Annotated in this window: 12 protein-coding genes and 1 pseudogene; 6 read left to right on the top strand and 7 right to left on the bottom strand. The window is 66.7% G+C overall.

The window, feature by feature from the left end; genetic code table 11:
* Position 1 precedes the first annotated feature (1 nt).
* From ABC766_RS15945 to ABC766_RS15920, 6 genes are all read right to left on the bottom strand, one after another.
* The gene (locus ABC766_RS15945; RefSeq protein ID WP_345818909.1) at positions 2-979 is read right to left on the bottom strand and encodes a hypothetical protein; all 978 of its coding nucleotides are present in this window, start codon (positions 977-979) and stop codon (positions 2-4) included.
* Positions 980-1,041: 62 nt separating this feature from the next.
* The gene (locus ABC766_RS15940) at positions 1,042-1,302 is read right to left on the bottom strand and encodes a hypothetical protein (RefSeq protein WP_345818907.1); all 261 of its coding nucleotides are present in this window, start codon (positions 1,300-1,302) and stop codon (positions 1,042-1,044) included.
* A 229-nt stretch (positions 1,303-1,531) separates the two neighbouring features.
* A complete protein-coding gene (locus tag ABC766_RS15935; protein WP_345818904.1) occupies positions 1,532-2,080 on the bottom strand; it encodes a hypothetical protein in 549 nt (182 codons plus the stop codon).
* A gap of 244 nt (positions 2,081-2,324) precedes the next feature.
* Positions 2,325-3,236, bottom strand: a complete 912-nt coding sequence (locus ABC766_RS15930; RefSeq protein WP_345818903.1) for a hypothetical protein — start codon at positions 3,234-3,236, stop codon at positions 2,325-2,327.
* A 152-nt stretch (positions 3,237-3,388) separates the two neighbouring features.
* Entirely contained in the window at positions 3,389-4,489 is a 1,101-nt protein-coding gene (locus ABC766_RS15925) for a hypothetical protein (RefSeq protein ID WP_345818901.1), read from the bottom strand.
* 343 nt (positions 4,490-4,832) lie between these two features.
* Positions 4,833-5,783, bottom strand: coding sequence for a GSU2403 family nucleotidyltransferase fold protein (locus tag ABC766_RS15920; RefSeq protein ID WP_345818899.1), 951 nt, complete (start codon positions 5,781-5,783; stop codon positions 4,833-4,835).
* Between the two features lie 793 nt (positions 5,784-6,576).
* On the opposite strand from ABC766_RS15920, the pseudogene thyA reads away from it, so the two are divergent.
* The 5 genes and pseudogenes from thyA to ABC766_RS15895 all read left to right on the top strand — a co-directional run.
* Positions 6,577-6,849, top strand: a pseudogene (gene thyA / locus ABC766_RS15915) (thymidylate synthase); the annotation flags it as partial.
* Positions 6,846-7,337, top strand: coding sequence for a dihydrofolate reductase (locus ABC766_RS15910; protein ID WP_043348252.1), 492 nt, complete (start codon positions 6,846-6,848; stop codon positions 7,335-7,337). The pseudogene thyA and the gene ABC766_RS15910, both read left to right, overlap by 4 nt.
* A gap of 284 nt (positions 7,338-7,621) precedes the next feature.
* Positions 7,622-8,806, top strand: coding sequence for an FtsH protease activity modulator HflK (gene hflK / locus ABC766_RS15905; RefSeq protein ID WP_043348254.1), 1,185 nt, complete (start codon positions 7,622-7,624; stop codon positions 8,804-8,806).
* On the top strand, positions 8,803-9,780 hold the full coding sequence (gene hflC, locus ABC766_RS15900; protein ID WP_075381092.1) for a protease modulator HflC: 978 nt from the start codon (positions 8,803-8,805) through the stop codon (positions 9,778-9,780). The genes hflK and hflC overlap by 4 nt, the downstream gene beginning before the upstream one ends.
* Before the next feature lie 116 nt (positions 9,781-9,896).
* Positions 9,897-11,438 carry a DegQ family serine endoprotease gene (locus ABC766_RS15895; RefSeq protein ID WP_043354872.1) on the top strand — a complete coding sequence of 514 codons (1,542 nt, stop codon included), beginning with the start codon at positions 9,897-9,899 and terminating at the stop codon, positions 11,436-11,438.
* 298 nt (positions 11,439-11,736) lie between these two features.
* Here the strand turns inward: ABC766_RS15895 and serB are convergent, their stop codons facing one another.
* A complete protein-coding gene (serB, locus tag ABC766_RS15890; protein WP_075381093.1) occupies positions 11,737-12,630 on the bottom strand; it encodes a phosphoserine phosphatase SerB in 894 nt (297 codons plus the stop codon).
* 14 nt (positions 12,631-12,644) lie between these two features.
* Here serB and miaA point away from each other — a divergent pair, with 14 nt between their 5' ends.
* Positions 12,645-13,565 (top strand): tRNA (adenosine(37)-N6)-dimethylallyltransferase MiaA, encoded by a 921-nt coding sequence (gene miaA, locus ABC766_RS15885; protein ID WP_279901183.1) that lies wholly within the window; start codon positions 12,645-12,647, stop codon positions 13,563-13,565.
* Positions 13,566-13,662 lie beyond the last annotated feature (97 nt).

The following is a 13,662-nucleotide window of genomic DNA, read 5'->3' as shown; positions in this document are numbered from 1 at the left end:
CTTACGGATCTGCGATGAGGACGAGGGTGCGGAGCCCAATCGGGGCAAACTGCCGCCGCACATAGCGGACCGAAGCCTTCGAGCGCGGCATGACGCGCAGGTCGGCGTTGCCAAGAATCTCTGCATGCTCGATGACGACCATGATGTCGTTGTCCGCTCCCTTTTGACGCGACCCTGCCGGACGGTTCGCCGCAAGCGCCGCCTCAAGGCGCGCAGGAACACCGACTACCTCCGGTGCCGCGACGATCGATTGCAGCTGACGCGCGTAAGCTTGAACGCTGGGATCCTCCCGTCCTGCCGCGACGCCAGCAAGTTCGTCGAACCCGAGATTGGGTAGCTTTCCCGGGACGAGTGCCCCGTCCGGCCGTACGACGGCGCGCAGGTCGGGGATGGGAAAGGGTCGAGGACGGCCTCCTTCGACCAGGAACTTGGCGACGTCTGCCAGCAGGTGGCAGTCGGCTTCGCCGATGACGAGGACGGCGCCGACCTGCCAGGCCAGGACCGGCTGTAGCAGGAGTTCCGTGAGATAGGCATGCGCGGCACCAATGCTGGCCCGCTCCAGGCTGCGCGGACTGTCATCCTCGACCCAAGCGTCCGGCGTGTCGATCTTTTCCAAGGTCGCTTGGGACCGTTCGGAGTAGCTCCCCAGGAAGTCCACGGCCTTCACCAGCCCGGCGGCATCGTCGTACAGGTCCGCCCAAGCGCTCTTCGTGAGCGACATGCCGGGTGCGAAGCTCGGATCCATACGATCGCCAATTCGGGCGTTCTCATCTTTATCGTCGAGGGGGTACCAGTCCGGGGTGGCTACGACAGTCTCGCTCAGGGCGGCCAGCGTTCCGGCACGATGGAAGTGGAGCCGGTCTTCCTCGTACTGAGCGCCATCAGCGTTGTCGTTCGCGGGGCTTGCCGCATCGCCTGAGGTACGAGCACGGGCATTCGCGTATACACGGTCTAGTTGACCGCCCAGCACGATCTTCATGGTGGCAGAGCTCTCTCTTCTTGTACGTACCCGTGCTGGGACTGAGCGGACGTATGGCCGCCTCAGTTCGGATCAGGCTGGTCGGCACACCAAGCGCACCACGCGTAGTGAACCGGGAGGGGTACGACGGGTATCTTCACCCGCACGGCGAACTCGCCCGGCAAGAGCGTCTCGTGCAGCGTGATCAAGCCACGCCTCTCGAGCGCCGCGAGCGTTGCGGGTGCATGACCTCGATCGTCGCCGGTGGCGATGCGCTCGAAGGCTTCGATCTGAACCCTCGTACAACCTTTCTCCATTGCAGGATGTCGAGATTTCGTCGACATGAGAGTCTCCCCTTGTGCAGGATACACGGATCAGTTTGCGAATTCCCGGCTCGACGACGGCTGGGAAGGCCTCGAATTGTGCCGTTACTGCAGCGATTCACGCAAGCTCGGTCAGGCCCCGGTTCGCCGGCCCCCCTGTGGCCGGTGAACTGTGCTTTCAGGGCTACGTCCAGGCTTGTGGATTGGTGGAGCGCAACTTCGCCAGCCGAGCTGTGAGGCGCTTGGCTCCTCAGCCGATGCGCGCCAGGTCGCCGAGGAAGGCGACGAGCACCGCGCGGATGGCCTCACTCGTGACCTCCGGATATTGGAGCAGCGGCTCGTAGGAGGGGACAGCCCCTTCGATGAGCTGAGACAGCTCCACGTGCGTTGCCACGGCTAGGCTCTGCGCACTCCCGTAGAAGCCGACGAAGCAGGGCGGCCAGATCATGTCGCCGGCCACCCTGCGGGATGGCTGGCGGCTGCAGTAGAAGCGGATCCCCGGGGTGGCGAACATGGCCAGCCGGTCCAGATCGTCTTCACGGACCACGGAGACGTGCCAGCCGCGCTGCGTCGCCTCGTCTGCGAATTCACGCATCGTCGGTTCGATGACCGTACGCGAGACGATGTCGAACCGCACCGCTTCCGCCGCGAGCGCGGCAGCCAATACGGGATTGTTTTCGGCGACGTATTCCTGAAAGCGTTGCTGCTGCGCACGCGCGCCTTCACGGCCGGCCTTAAGGACTTCCTCGAACGGCCAAGCCTCCTCATGATCGTCGTAAGCGTCTCGGTTGTTGCTCATGGCTCGATGTCCTTCAAGGGATTTCAGATCGACACGATATGCAATCGAATAAAATAACTTTATGGAAGTAATCTATGAGTCATGCTGAGAAATTTGGGCGCCATTAATCTTCGAAAGCGCTGATCTTATGTTCGAGCGCGAACCTGAGCGAGGATTGACAAGACAAACAGGTGAGTTCAAGGAACGTTCCACCACAATCACCGGCTGTCGCACACCGGTCATGATCGGATCGCGCGTCGTGTCGTCAGCTTAGACTTCGTGAGCCGGACAGCACGATGATGTGCATCTTCGGCTTCAAGGGTTTTCGGTCGGTCCATCGGAACGGATCGACTCTCACAGTTTCGAGATCGACGGTGTCGATGGTCCTGACCCATGTCGACGTCAGCGTGATGTTCGTCGGCGCCTCCCAGAGGCGAGGGCTGGACCTTCGTGCTTCCTCCAGGGCCGTCTTCAGCAGTGTGCCGACGTTGACCATACGGCTCTCCGGCAGCCGGCTGAGACGGCGACGATACGTTCGCATCACCGGATCCTCACGTATGGCGTTTAGGTCGCTGTGATCGCCTGGCTCCAGGTTCGCGATGGCGCCCGAGGTCTTGCTATCGGACGTTCTCACTTTCCGGAGATCGGGGATGCAGAATGGCAAGGCTATGCCGTTCTCGATGACACAGTGCATCAGCTCCACAAGGACTTGCCGGTCGCAATCCGCTAGGACGAGGGTCGCGCCGGTCTGCAAAGCCTGCAGAATGGCAAAGAGGATTCCTTCGACGTGGTGCTCGGGGTTCGGTTCGTGCGGATCCTCTGGCGCACGCAGGCGCATCATCTCGACCGTCGCGTCCGAAAAGGCCTTCATGACCACGACAAGTTTGGCGAGACGCTGCGCGTCATCTTCGAGCTCGGCTCTGAGAATCGAGTCGTACATACGGCCGTCCTGGCCGCGATGCGAGACGACCTGCTCGCCAGGTGGCGAACGGTCCAGCGGGCTTACGACGCCGTTGCTGAGCGCGGACATCATCCCCGCCCGGTGGTAGAAAGACCGGTACGGTTCGAACGTATCCGCGTGGGGCGATCGACCGCGCGAGGGCTCCGCCCGGAAGCGGTCCAACTTCCCTCCCATCAGAAAACTGCGGTCGAGATGACCGGCATGCAAGATGTTCATCGACAGCTCTTGATAAGGATGATCAAAGTACGGCCGCAATCTCGCGGAGGCCCGAGAAGAACTTCGTCGCCCTTAGCCGTGGCCGGTCTCGGCGTGCGGACGATGGTTTCAGGATCGGAGTGAGCCGAATGGGATCGTGGCGGGGCGGCCCGTCACCGCGGCGCATCGTCCAGCTCTGGGAAGTCGGACCAGAGTTCCGGCTCAGAAAAGCCGACGGGCCATGCGTATGCGGCGATGATCTGGCGGCAGAGATCGTTGATCCACTCGTTATTATCGTCGAACACACGATCGAAGTACGCGACGCGCCGGAGATCATGTTCGCGCACGGATCGGCGCGCTTCTTGGAGCGTCTGGTACCCGAACGTGACCAGCTCGACGGCCTTCCGAACGTGGATCCTCCGCTCGCTCACGTAGAACGGGCTCACCTCTCGACGCAGTCGCTCTACGAACACGCGGTAGGTCAGCTCCTCGAGTTCGAGTTCATGGAGCGTGTGCAATACCTCGAGGGATGGTTTCCAGGGACCTTGCGGCTTGAACGCCACGACCGCCCCGACGAGCTCGCCCTCGCACGGCAGGCCCAAGGGGATGGCGTCGCGATCGTTCAGCCAAAGCGCGGCCGTAACCCCATCCCAGGTGTCAATCGGATGGAGCAAGTACCCGTTCGGCGGGAAGCGCTTGAGCCAATCCGCCGCGTTTCCGGGGCGCCAGGCCTGCAGTTGGCGCCCGCGCGGAGCGAGAGGTTTGTTCCAGTCCGGAAATGCCTCTCGCATGACGAGGGGCGGCGGATCGGAGAAGTCCTGCGCCATCATCTTGGCGACGCCCGCATGGATATTCAGCGGCACGAGTGCGGGATCGGCCTTGGCGTCAATCACGCCCCGCATCTCCTCCGAGTGGAGCGCGCCCCCCAATTGGCGTGCGATCGCGGGATGTGTGAGCGGGATCGGACCGTTGATCGCCTTTCGTAGGCGCTCAAGCGGTATGCCGCGACGGCTTGCAAAGCTCTCAAGAATTGGTCGCGCCGCAGCGTTCATCCGGTGGCGAACGAGCCTGCCGCGCTCCTTGGGGGAGGCAAACGTCGGAAGCGCGACAATTGAGGCGGACGTCGGTGCGCTGTTCCGGCCAGAATCGTCGCCCGGGATCTTGGGGATAGCGGCCGAGGGATGCCTGTCGACCTGCTCTGCGAGCACGTGCTCGGCTTCGCCCGACACCCCCTCGACTTCGGCGTGTCTCGGCGTGGTGATGTCCGAGGCCAAACCGTCCCCCAAGCATGGCGCCTCCATGCTCGTTGCCGTCGAAGACCGGCAAATCGGCGCTCTGCCAGGCAAAGTCACAACAACTGCCTGCAGCGACGCGCCCTTAGAGGGGATGGGCCGATTTGGTGGAGAGCCAGAGCATTTCGTCATCGGGAATGTGCCAAATGATGGTCGGGAAGGGTAGTAGAGTCTCGTGGGCTTATGTCTTCCGGTGAGAACCGAAGTGCATTGAGAACGATTGTGCGGCCGCTGCAGCGATTCACGCAAGTCTTCCGGAAGCGTCTGCCCGGTCGAGGGCGCGCCCGCACGGGTCGACCTGTCTTGCCGGCGATATCGCCTGACGTCAGGGCTCGTGTGAGACGATACGCGGCCGCGACGATGCCGGCACCGGCGACCGCTCACTCAGCTTCGTTGCATGCGCCTTGAGTGTCGTGCCCACGGTTCCGGGCAATCCGCTGACGGATTCCGATAGGTGTACGCGCCAAGTCGGCTCACGCTCCCACGCTTCCGCGAACACCTGAACGAGGGCTCGGTCGCGGCCAACCATGCCGAGAGCCTCGACGAGTTCAGTGGCCCGGTCCAGGTCCCTCGTTGTTCGAACCTGACCGTCCGTACCAATACCCTGAAGCCCATGCACAATCAGCGCGTGCACCGCATAGCGCTCGGGGGAGGGAACGGTAACGGCAATACCGGGGCCGTGCAGGACGATTGATCGCACGGGCTTAGCTATCAGGAAGTCCAGGAGGCGCGTGGGCTGCGCTGCAACACTGCGCGGTCCCAGCGTCGCCATCGGCCCAGGTGTAGGTCCATCGCCGCCATGATGAACCATAAGGACGTTTTCGTCGCCCGTCGCGCCCAAGATTTTGGACAACCGGACACCGAGAACACCGCTATAGGTTTGGTAAGCTGCAAGACCTATCAGAACCGCTCGGGAGGGAAAGTAGCCGGCTCTGGCCAGTCCCTCAATTGTGCGGCCAATGTTTGCCTGGGGTCGGGGCATGCCTGCACCGATCAAGGCGCCAACAGTGCTACTCCGCTCAGCGCGAACGGCTTTAATCCGGTTGAAACGCGCGATTTGCTCGCCGATTGCCGGGTCGTCGGCCGGACCGATATAGTAGCTATAACGCGTCCCTCTGTCTTGTGCGTCTGTAGCTGGACGGTAGCCGTGATAGTACGCGTAGCTGCGGATCGCCCCTGCGCGGTTTGTCTTCCGGCGGACCAGAAAGGTCCCGTTTTCGGGAAATTGTGCATCGAATAGGTCCTCGCAGCCTTGCTCCAGCAGCTCGGCAAACAACGTGTGTTGTGCGAGTGATAAGGGTCGCAGCATGAACCGGCCCCGCGACATTGAAAGTCCGCGATCCGCGTGTTTCGAGAATGTATTAATTTATAGGAATTGCTGATTGCTTCATTATTCTCTTCCAGAGGCTAAGAAATGGTTGAGCCAAGTTTTAATCCAAATCGTTTCGAGGTTGTTTGCTGCATAAATTAGATTCTTGAGTTGTGGATTTCTATTCAAGATCTCGCCCAACCAGCCGCTGAAGCGTGCTCTGAAGGACCGCTTGCCCGTTGCGCCCTTGCGGGAGGGCTGAAAGACGAAGCCGCACCTGCTGAGCGCGTCACCAAACCGCTGCGAGTATGCAAAAGGTGCTGCAGGATCCTAAAGAGCTTGAGGGGCTTTATAACAGTTCTTTGTGGACCAGCTTCAGGAGTGGTTGCCGGCTCTCGGGCGCTCGCGCCTTCAAAAAGAATGTCATCTTATAGCCGCACGGCGCGCCGGCGATTTTAAAGCCGGCCCCTGTCTTGAGAGGCGCAGCCGCAATCAGGTCGTTGGTGTCCCTCATGAGCGTAGCGCTTGAAAGGCTATGAGGTCCCAATTTTCGACGAGCACTGTATCGTTAGGCTACGATGCTCCTTAACGCGAAGGAGGCCGCACCCGTCATGGACTTCGCCCGATCTGCCACCTATTCGGTAGGCCGTGCGGCAAAGTGACGTATGGCTCTGTCCTTAGCTACCGAGTGCAGTCGGCTCTCATGCGGTGAGGTCCCAAAGTGATAGCGTTTTCCGCAAATTCGGTCGATGTGAGCAAACCCTTCAACATCGCGAGCTACGCCCTGCTGACCCACATGATCGCCCAGGTGGCCGGCCTCGGGGTCGGCGACTTCGTCCACACCTTCGGCGACGCGCATCTCTACCGGAACCACCTGGAGCAGACCCGGACCCTGCTGGGCCGGACCCCGCGCCCGCTGCCGCAGCTGCGGCTCAACCCGGAGGTCCGCGACCTCTTCGCCTTCCGGTACGAGGACATCGCCATTGCGGGCTACGAGCCGCACCCGGCCATCGCGGCCCCGGTGGCGGTATGAGCCCGATCGTCTCCCTGGTCGCCGCGGTCGCCCGCAACGGCGTGATCGGCCGCGACAACGGCCTCGCCTGGCATCTCTCCAGCGACCTGAAGCGCTTCAAGGCCCTGACCATGGGCAAGCCGATGCTGATGGGCCGGCGGACCTGGGATTCGATCGGCAGGCCCCTGCCGGGGCGTCGCACCCTGGTGCTCACCCGGGATGCCGGCTTCCGCGCCGAGGGGGTCGAGACCGTCCATGACTGGCCCTCCGCGCTGGCGGCCGCCGCCGGGGCGGAGCTGATGGTGGTGGGCGGGGCCGAGATCTATGCGCTCGCGCTCCCGCAGGCCGACCGGCTCCATCTCACCGAGGTCGAGGCCGAGCCCGAGGGCGACGTGCGCTTCCCGGCCTTCGACCGCGGTCGCTTCCGGGAGACGTTCCGCGAGGCGCATCCGGCGGGACCCCGGGACGAGCACGCCTTCGCGTTCGTCGATTGGGAGCGCGTCCGCTGAGGCGCGCCGCCGCAATTGCGTTCCATGCCGCGCATGCCCACCTGCCAGCCTTGACAGCACGGGGCGCGCGCCCGCAGGTGCCTGTCGGGTGCGCGTGCTCACGCTGGGCCTGCGCATCCTGCGGGAAGATGCGTGCGTGCAGGCTCTTAAGGCTTGAGGCCGGATGCGGTCGCCTCGCGATCGATCCGGATGGCCGGGACTAGGCGGGCGAGCGTGGCCGTTCAGGCAGGGGGCGCCGGCCGGGGTATGGGCCGGGCGCGGACAGGCAGGAGACGACGTCTAGGATGCCTTGGAGCAATCAGAGCGGCGGCGGGGGCCCGTGGGGCCGGCCCGGCGGCAACGGCGGCGGTCCCTGGGGTGGTGGCGGCGGCGGCGGCAAGACGCCGCCGAATCTTGAGGACCTGCTCCGGCGCGGGCAGGACCGCCTGCGCGGTCTGATCCCGGGCGGCGGTGGCGGCTCGGGCGGCTACGGGGGCGGCGGCGCGCAGGGCGTCGGCGGCGGCCGCAGCGCGGCGGTGATCGCCGTGCTCGCCGTCGCGATCTGGCTCGCCACCGGCTTCTACACCGTCTACCCCCGTCAGGTCGGCATCGAGACGATCTTCGGCCGCTATGTCGGCACCAAGGGCGAGGGCCTGCGCTACAACTTCCCCTATCCGATCGGCGGGGTGGTGAAGCCGGATGTCGGCTCCCAGAACTCGATCCAGATCGGTTTCCGCGCCGGTCCGAACGGCCAGGGCCGCACCCGCGACGTGCCGGACGAGAGCCTGATGCTCACCGGCGACGAGAACATCGTCGATCTCGATTTCGAGGTGCAGTGGCGGGTCAACCCGCTGAAGGCCTCCGACTTCGTGTTCAACCTCCAGAACCCGGAAGGCACCATCAAGGCGATCTCCGAGAGCGCGATGCGCGAGGTGATCGGCCGCCGCAACATCCAGGCGATCCTCACCAACGAGCAGTCGAGCATCGCCCAGGAGGTGAAGGAGATGGTCCAGAAGGCGCTCGACGAGTACGGCGCCGGCGTGCGCATCGAGGTGGTGCAGCTCGTCTCGGTCAACCCGCCGCCGGAGGTGCGCCCCGCCTTCATCGACGTGAACGCGGCCCAGCAGGACGCCGATACGGCGCAGAACGAGGCCAAGACCTACGCGAGCCGCGAAGTGCCGCAGGCCCGCGGCAAGGCGTCCCAGATCGTCCAGCAGGCCGAGGCCTACCGGACCAAGGCGACCGCCGACGCCACCGGCCAGGCGGCCCGCTTCAGCGAGGTCTACGCCTCCTACAAGGCCGCCCCGGCGATCAGCCGCGAGCGGATCTTCCTGGAGACGATGGAAAAGGTACTGGGGTCCGTGAACAAGGTGATCATCGACCAGAACGGGACGCAGCCCGGGGCGGCGACCGCCGCCGGCGTGCTGCCGGTGCTGCCGCTCTCGGAGTTCGGCGCCCGCGCCCAGACCCAGACGGGAGCCGCCCGATGAAGCAGGCTCTCCGCACCGGCCTGATCGCGATCGCGGCGATCGTCGCGATCGGCCTCTACGCGTCGATCTTCACCGTCGGCCAGATGCAGCAGGCCCTGGTCCTGCAGTTCGGCCGCGTCCGCGCCGTCCTCAACGCCACCGGCGAGGAGAAGCCCGGCCTGTACTTCAAGATCCCGTTCATGGAGAACGTGGTCCTGTTCGACAAGCGCGTGCTCGACCTCGACCTGCCGGTGCAGACGGTGCTCACCGCCGACCGGCAGAACCTGGAGGTGGACGCCTTCGCCCGCTACCGGATCCTCGACCCGCTCCGCTTCTACCAGGCGGTGGGCAATATCGGGCTCGCCAACCAGCGGCTCGCGAGCTTCACCAATTCCGGCCTGCGCAACGTGCTCGCCCGCTCGACCCGCGACGCCATCGTGAAGACCGACCGCGGCCAGCTGATGCACCAGATCCAGGAGGACGTGAACCGGCAGGCCAAGGCGCTGGGCATCGAGATCGTCGACCTGCGCATGACCCGCGTCGATCTGCCCGCGCAGAACTCGGCCGCCGTCTACCGGCGGATGAAAACCGAGCGCGAGCGCGAGGCCGCCGACATCCGCGCCAACGGCGACCAGATCGCCGCCACGATCCGCGCCAAGGCCGACCGCGAGGTCACGGTGATCCTCGCCGACGCGACGCAGACCTCCGAGCAGCTGCGCGGACAGGGTGACGCGGACAAGAACCGCATCCTCGCCGAGGCGTTCGGCAAGGATGCGGACTTCTTCAGCTTCTACCGCTCGATGCAGGCCTACGAGAGCGGGCTGAAGGGACCCGACACCCGTCTGGTGATCAGCCCGACTTCGGACTTCTTCCGGTACTTCAGCGACCCGCAGGGCCGGCCCCCGGCCCCGGCGGCCCGCGGGCCGCGCGGACCGGCCGATCCGAGCGCCGCCACCGGGTCCACCACCGGGTCCGCGGCCGGGACGGCACGCTGATCGGGATGCGAGTTGGCGCCCCGGCGTCCGGAGACTACCTTGCAGGAAAACCCGCGGGCCCCCGATCATCGGTCGAGGCCCGCGGCGCCGGAAACGCGTTCTTGAAGAGGTCGACCATGCACCCCGTCGCGAGCGCCCCCGTGGCGCCCTTCGGCCGCGCCACCGCGCAGCCCCGTTCCCGCGCCCGCGCGCTGATGGCCTCGATCCTGATCGGCGCCTCCGTAGCCGCGGCCGCCCTGCCGGTTCCCGCCCTCGCCAAGGGGCCGGCCTCGCTCGCGGATCTCGCCGAGCAGGTCACCGACGCGGTGGTCAACATCTCCGCCTCCACCACCGTGGAGGCCCGCGGCGGCCGCGCCATGCCGCAGGTCCCCCCGGGCACCCCGTTCGAGGACCTGTTCGAGGAGTTCTTCAACCGGCGCGGAGGCCGCGGCGGCGGCGGCGGTGGTGACGGCGAGGCGCCGCGCGCGCAGCGCAAGTCCAATTCCCTGGGCTCCGGCTTCATCATCGACGCCGCCGGCCTCGTGGTGACGAACAACCACGTCATCGGCGACGCCAACGACATCCAGGTCATCCTGCACGACGGCACCAAGCTCAAGGCCGAGATCGTCGGCAAGGATTCGAAGATCGATCTCGCGGTCCTGCGGGTGAAGCCCCCGGCCGATCACCCGCTGAAGGCGGTGCCGTTCGGCGATTCGGACAAGATGCGCCCGGGCGACTGGGTCATCGCCATCGGCAATCCGTTCGGCCTCGGCGGCTCGGTCTCGGCCGGCATCGTCTCGGCCCGGGGCCGCAACATCGAGTCCGGACCTTACGACAACTACATTCAGACCGACGCGGCCATCAACAAGGGCAATTCGGGCGGTCCGCTGTTCAACATGGACGGCGAGGTGATCGGCATCAACACGGCGATCCTGTCGCCGACCGGCGGCTCGGTGGGCATCGGTTTCGCGGTCCCGTCGGGTACGGCCAAGCCCGTGATCGATCAGCTCCGCGATTTCGGCGAGGTCCGCCGCGGCTGGCTCGGCGTCCGCATCCAGAACGTCGACGACACCACCGCCGAGGCGCTCAACCTCAAGGGCGGGGCGCGGGGCGCCCTGGTGGCCGGCGTCGACGAGAAGGGTCCGGCCAAGACCGCCGGGATCGAGGTCGGCGACGTGATCCTGAAGTTCAACGGTGCGCCGGTGAAGGCCTCCGGCGACCTGCCGCGGATCGTGGCCTCGACCCCCGTGGGTCAGAAGGTCGACGTGGTCGTGGTCCGCAAGGGCGAGGAGGTGACGAAGCCCGTCACCCTCGGCCGCCTGGAGGACAGCGACAAGCCGCAGCTCGCCAACCTGCGCCAGCCGGAGCCCGAGAGCGCCACCCGGCAGGCGCTGGGCCTCAACCTCTCCGGCATGACCGACGAGCTGCGCAAGAAGTTCTCCATCAAGGACACCGTGAAGGGCGTGGTCGTCACCCGGGTCGACCCGAACTCGACGGCGGCCGACAAGCGGATCCAGCCCGGCGAGGTGATCGTCGAGGTGGGCCAGGAGGCGGTGAGCACCCCGGCGGAGGTGACCAAGCGGATCGACGCCCTGAAGAAGGATGGGCGCAAGTCGGTGCTGCTGCTGGTGGCGAGCGCCACCGGCGACGTCCGTTTTGTGGCCGTCGGGCTGGACTGAGCGCTGTCCCACGCGAGATCGAAGGCCGTCGCTTCGCGAGGAGCGGCGGCCTTCCTGCGTTCAGGACACCCGTGGTGCCGCGGCGCGGCACGCCGGTGCCGCGAGGCGCTGCGGCTCGCGAACCGGCCGGAGATCGAGAAGCTCCGCGTATCGACACGCTCTGACATCGCGGCCACGATGGGCGCCGTCGCCTGCGCGAAGGTCGAGCCGGTGCGCCGGCGGGTCGGTGCGACCGGCGTTCAGGCCCCGGCCGTTCCAGGCGCGGTCCGCGCCCCGACCCGAACCCTTCAGTGAGGGCTCACCCCACGAACTCCGCTGCCGCATAGCCCTGCAGGTACAGGAGCGCGGTGAGGTCGCCGTGCTCGACCCGGACCCGCGCCGCGGCGGCGACCGCGGGCTTCGCGCGGAACGCCACGCCGAGGCCGGCCTCGGTCAGCATGTCGAGATCGTTGGCCCCGTCGCCCACCGCCAGCGTCTCCGCAGGGCCGAGGGACAGCGCCTCACGGAGTTCGATCAGCGCCGCGCGCTTCTCGGCCTTCCCGACGATCGGATCCTCCACGAAGCCGGTGAGCCGTCCGTCCGCCACGCCCAACAGGTTGGACCGGTGCTCATCGAAGCCGATCATCGCCGCGATCGGGCCGGTGAACAGGGTGAAGCCGCCCGAGACCAGGCAGGTGTGGGCGCCGTGCGCCCGCATCGTCCGCACCAGGGTGCGGCCGCCCGGGGTCAGGGTCAGGTGCTCGGCGATCAGCCCGTCGACCGCACCGACCGGGATGTCCTTCAGGAGCGCCACGCGCTCGCGCAGCGCCGGCTCGAAGGCGATCTCCCCGCGCATCGCCCGCTCGGTGATCGTCGCGACATGATCCTTGAGGCCGAGCGTTCCGGCGAGCTCGTCGATGCATTCCTGCTCGATCATGGTGGAATCCATGTCGGCCAGGAACAGGCGCTTGCGCCGGTGCGCGTCGGCGGGGAGCACGGCGAGGTCGATGGGTTCACCGGCGAGGGCCGTCCGCAGCGCGTCGGTGAGGGACGCCGCGGCGGCGGGCTCGCCCGGGACGAGCAGCTCGGCCGCCACCGCGCCGTGCAGGATCCGGGGCTGGTGCTCCGTCCGCAGCACCGCGCGGGCCTCGGCCAGCACCGCATCGGTGATGGACGGCCGATCCGGGTTTGCTATCAGGACCGCGACCAGCATCGTGGAGTTTCACCTTGCCGCCAGACCGGGAGGAAGCCGGGGGGCGCCCGGCGGCGATCCTCATCGCAGGGCCCACCGCGTCGGGCAAGTCGGCGCTGGCCGCCCGGCTGGCGGAGCGTCACGGCGGCGTGGTGATCAACACCGATTCCATGCAGGTCTACGGCGACCTGCGGCGCCTCACCGCCCGGCCCGACCCGGACGAGGAGGCACGGGTGCCCCACCGGCTCTACGGGCATGTCGACGGCGCCGTGAACTATTCCGTGGGGCATTTTTCACGGGATGTGGCGGCGCTGCTGACGACGCTCGGCGGGCAAAGGCCGGTCTTCGTCGGCGGCACGGGCCTGTACTTCCGGGCGCTGGAGCAGGGGTTTTCGGAGCTGCCGCCGGTGCCCGAGGCCGTGCGCGCGCAGGTGCGGGCGGAGGCCGAGGGCCGTCCCACCGAGGCGCTGCACGCCGACCTCGCTCGCCACGATCCCGAGGGCGCCGCCCGCCTGCGCCCGAGCGACCGGATGCGGGTGATGCGGGCCCTGGAGATTTTTCTCGCCACCGGCCGGCCGATCGCGAGCTTCTACGGCGATCCGATACCCGGGCCGCTCGCCGGGTGGGCCCTCGAAAAAATCTTCCTGGCCCCCGACCGCGCGGTGTTGCGCGCCCGCATCGACGCCCGCTTCCGGACCATGATCGCCGAAGGGGCGCTGGACGAGGTCGCCGGCCTGCACAGGCGAACCCTCGACCCGCTGCTGCCGGTGATGCGCGCCCACGGCGTGCCGGGCCTGATCGCGCATCTCGAGGGGGTGATCGGACTCGAGGAGGCAATCGTCCGGGGGCAGGCGGACACCCGGGCCTACGCCAAGCGCCAGTTCACGTGGTTCCGCCACCAGATGGGGGAGGACTGGCGCTGGATGGATCCGGAGGAGGCCGCGGCGGCGCTGTGAGGCTTCCCGCGGGCTCCCTGCCCGTGCGGGTGAGGGAGCCCGGCTTCCGGAGAAGGCAGGGCCTGCACGCGGGGCAGAATCTTCTGCACCGACGCTG

This window comes from Methylobacterium fujisawaense (assembly GCF_039619325.1).
Lineage (GTDB): Bacteria > Pseudomonadota > Alphaproteobacteria > Rhizobiales > Beijerinckiaceae > Methylobacterium > Methylobacterium fujisawaense.
The sequence above is the reverse complement of the archived record's forward strand: the minus strand, read 5'-3'. Positions and strand labels throughout refer to the sequence as shown.

What these genes read in the sequence shown, in the direction of transcription:
- serB (WP_075381093.1), bottom strand. Translation starts at nt 12,630, where the DNA reads ATGCTGGTCGCGGTCCTGATAGCAAACCCGGATCGGCCGTCCATCACC.
- hflC (WP_075381092.1), top strand. Translation starts at nt 8,803, where the DNA reads ATGAAGCAGGCTCTCCGCACCGGCCTGATCGCGATCGCGGCGATCGTC.
- ABC766_RS15945 (WP_345818909.1), bottom strand. Translation starts at nt 979, where the DNA reads ATGAAGATCGTGCTGGGCGGTCAACTAGACCGTGTATACGCGAATGCC.
- ABC766_RS15910 (WP_043348252.1), top strand. Translation starts at nt 6,846, where the DNA reads ATGAGCCCGATCGTCTCCCTGGTCGCCGCGGTCGCCCGCAACGGCGTG.
- ABC766_RS15935 (WP_345818904.1), bottom strand. Translation starts at nt 2,080, where the DNA reads ATGAGCAACAACCGAGACGCTTACGACGATCATGAGGAGGCTTGGCCG.
- ABC766_RS15930 (WP_345818903.1), bottom strand. Translation starts at nt 3,236, where the DNA reads ATGAACATCTTGCATGCCGGTCATCTCGACCGCAGTTTTCTGATGGGA.
- ABC766_RS15895 (WP_043354872.1), top strand. Translation starts at nt 9,897, where the DNA reads ATGCACCCCGTCGCGAGCGCCCCCGTGGCGCCCTTCGGCCGCGCCACC.
- ABC766_RS15940 (WP_345818907.1), bottom strand. Translation starts at nt 1,302, where the DNA reads ATGTCGACGAAATCTCGACATCCTGCAATGGAGAAAGGTTGTACGAGG.
- hflK (WP_043348254.1), top strand. Translation starts at nt 7,622, where the DNA reads ATGCCTTGGAGCAATCAGAGCGGCGGCGGGGGCCCGTGGGGCCGGCCC.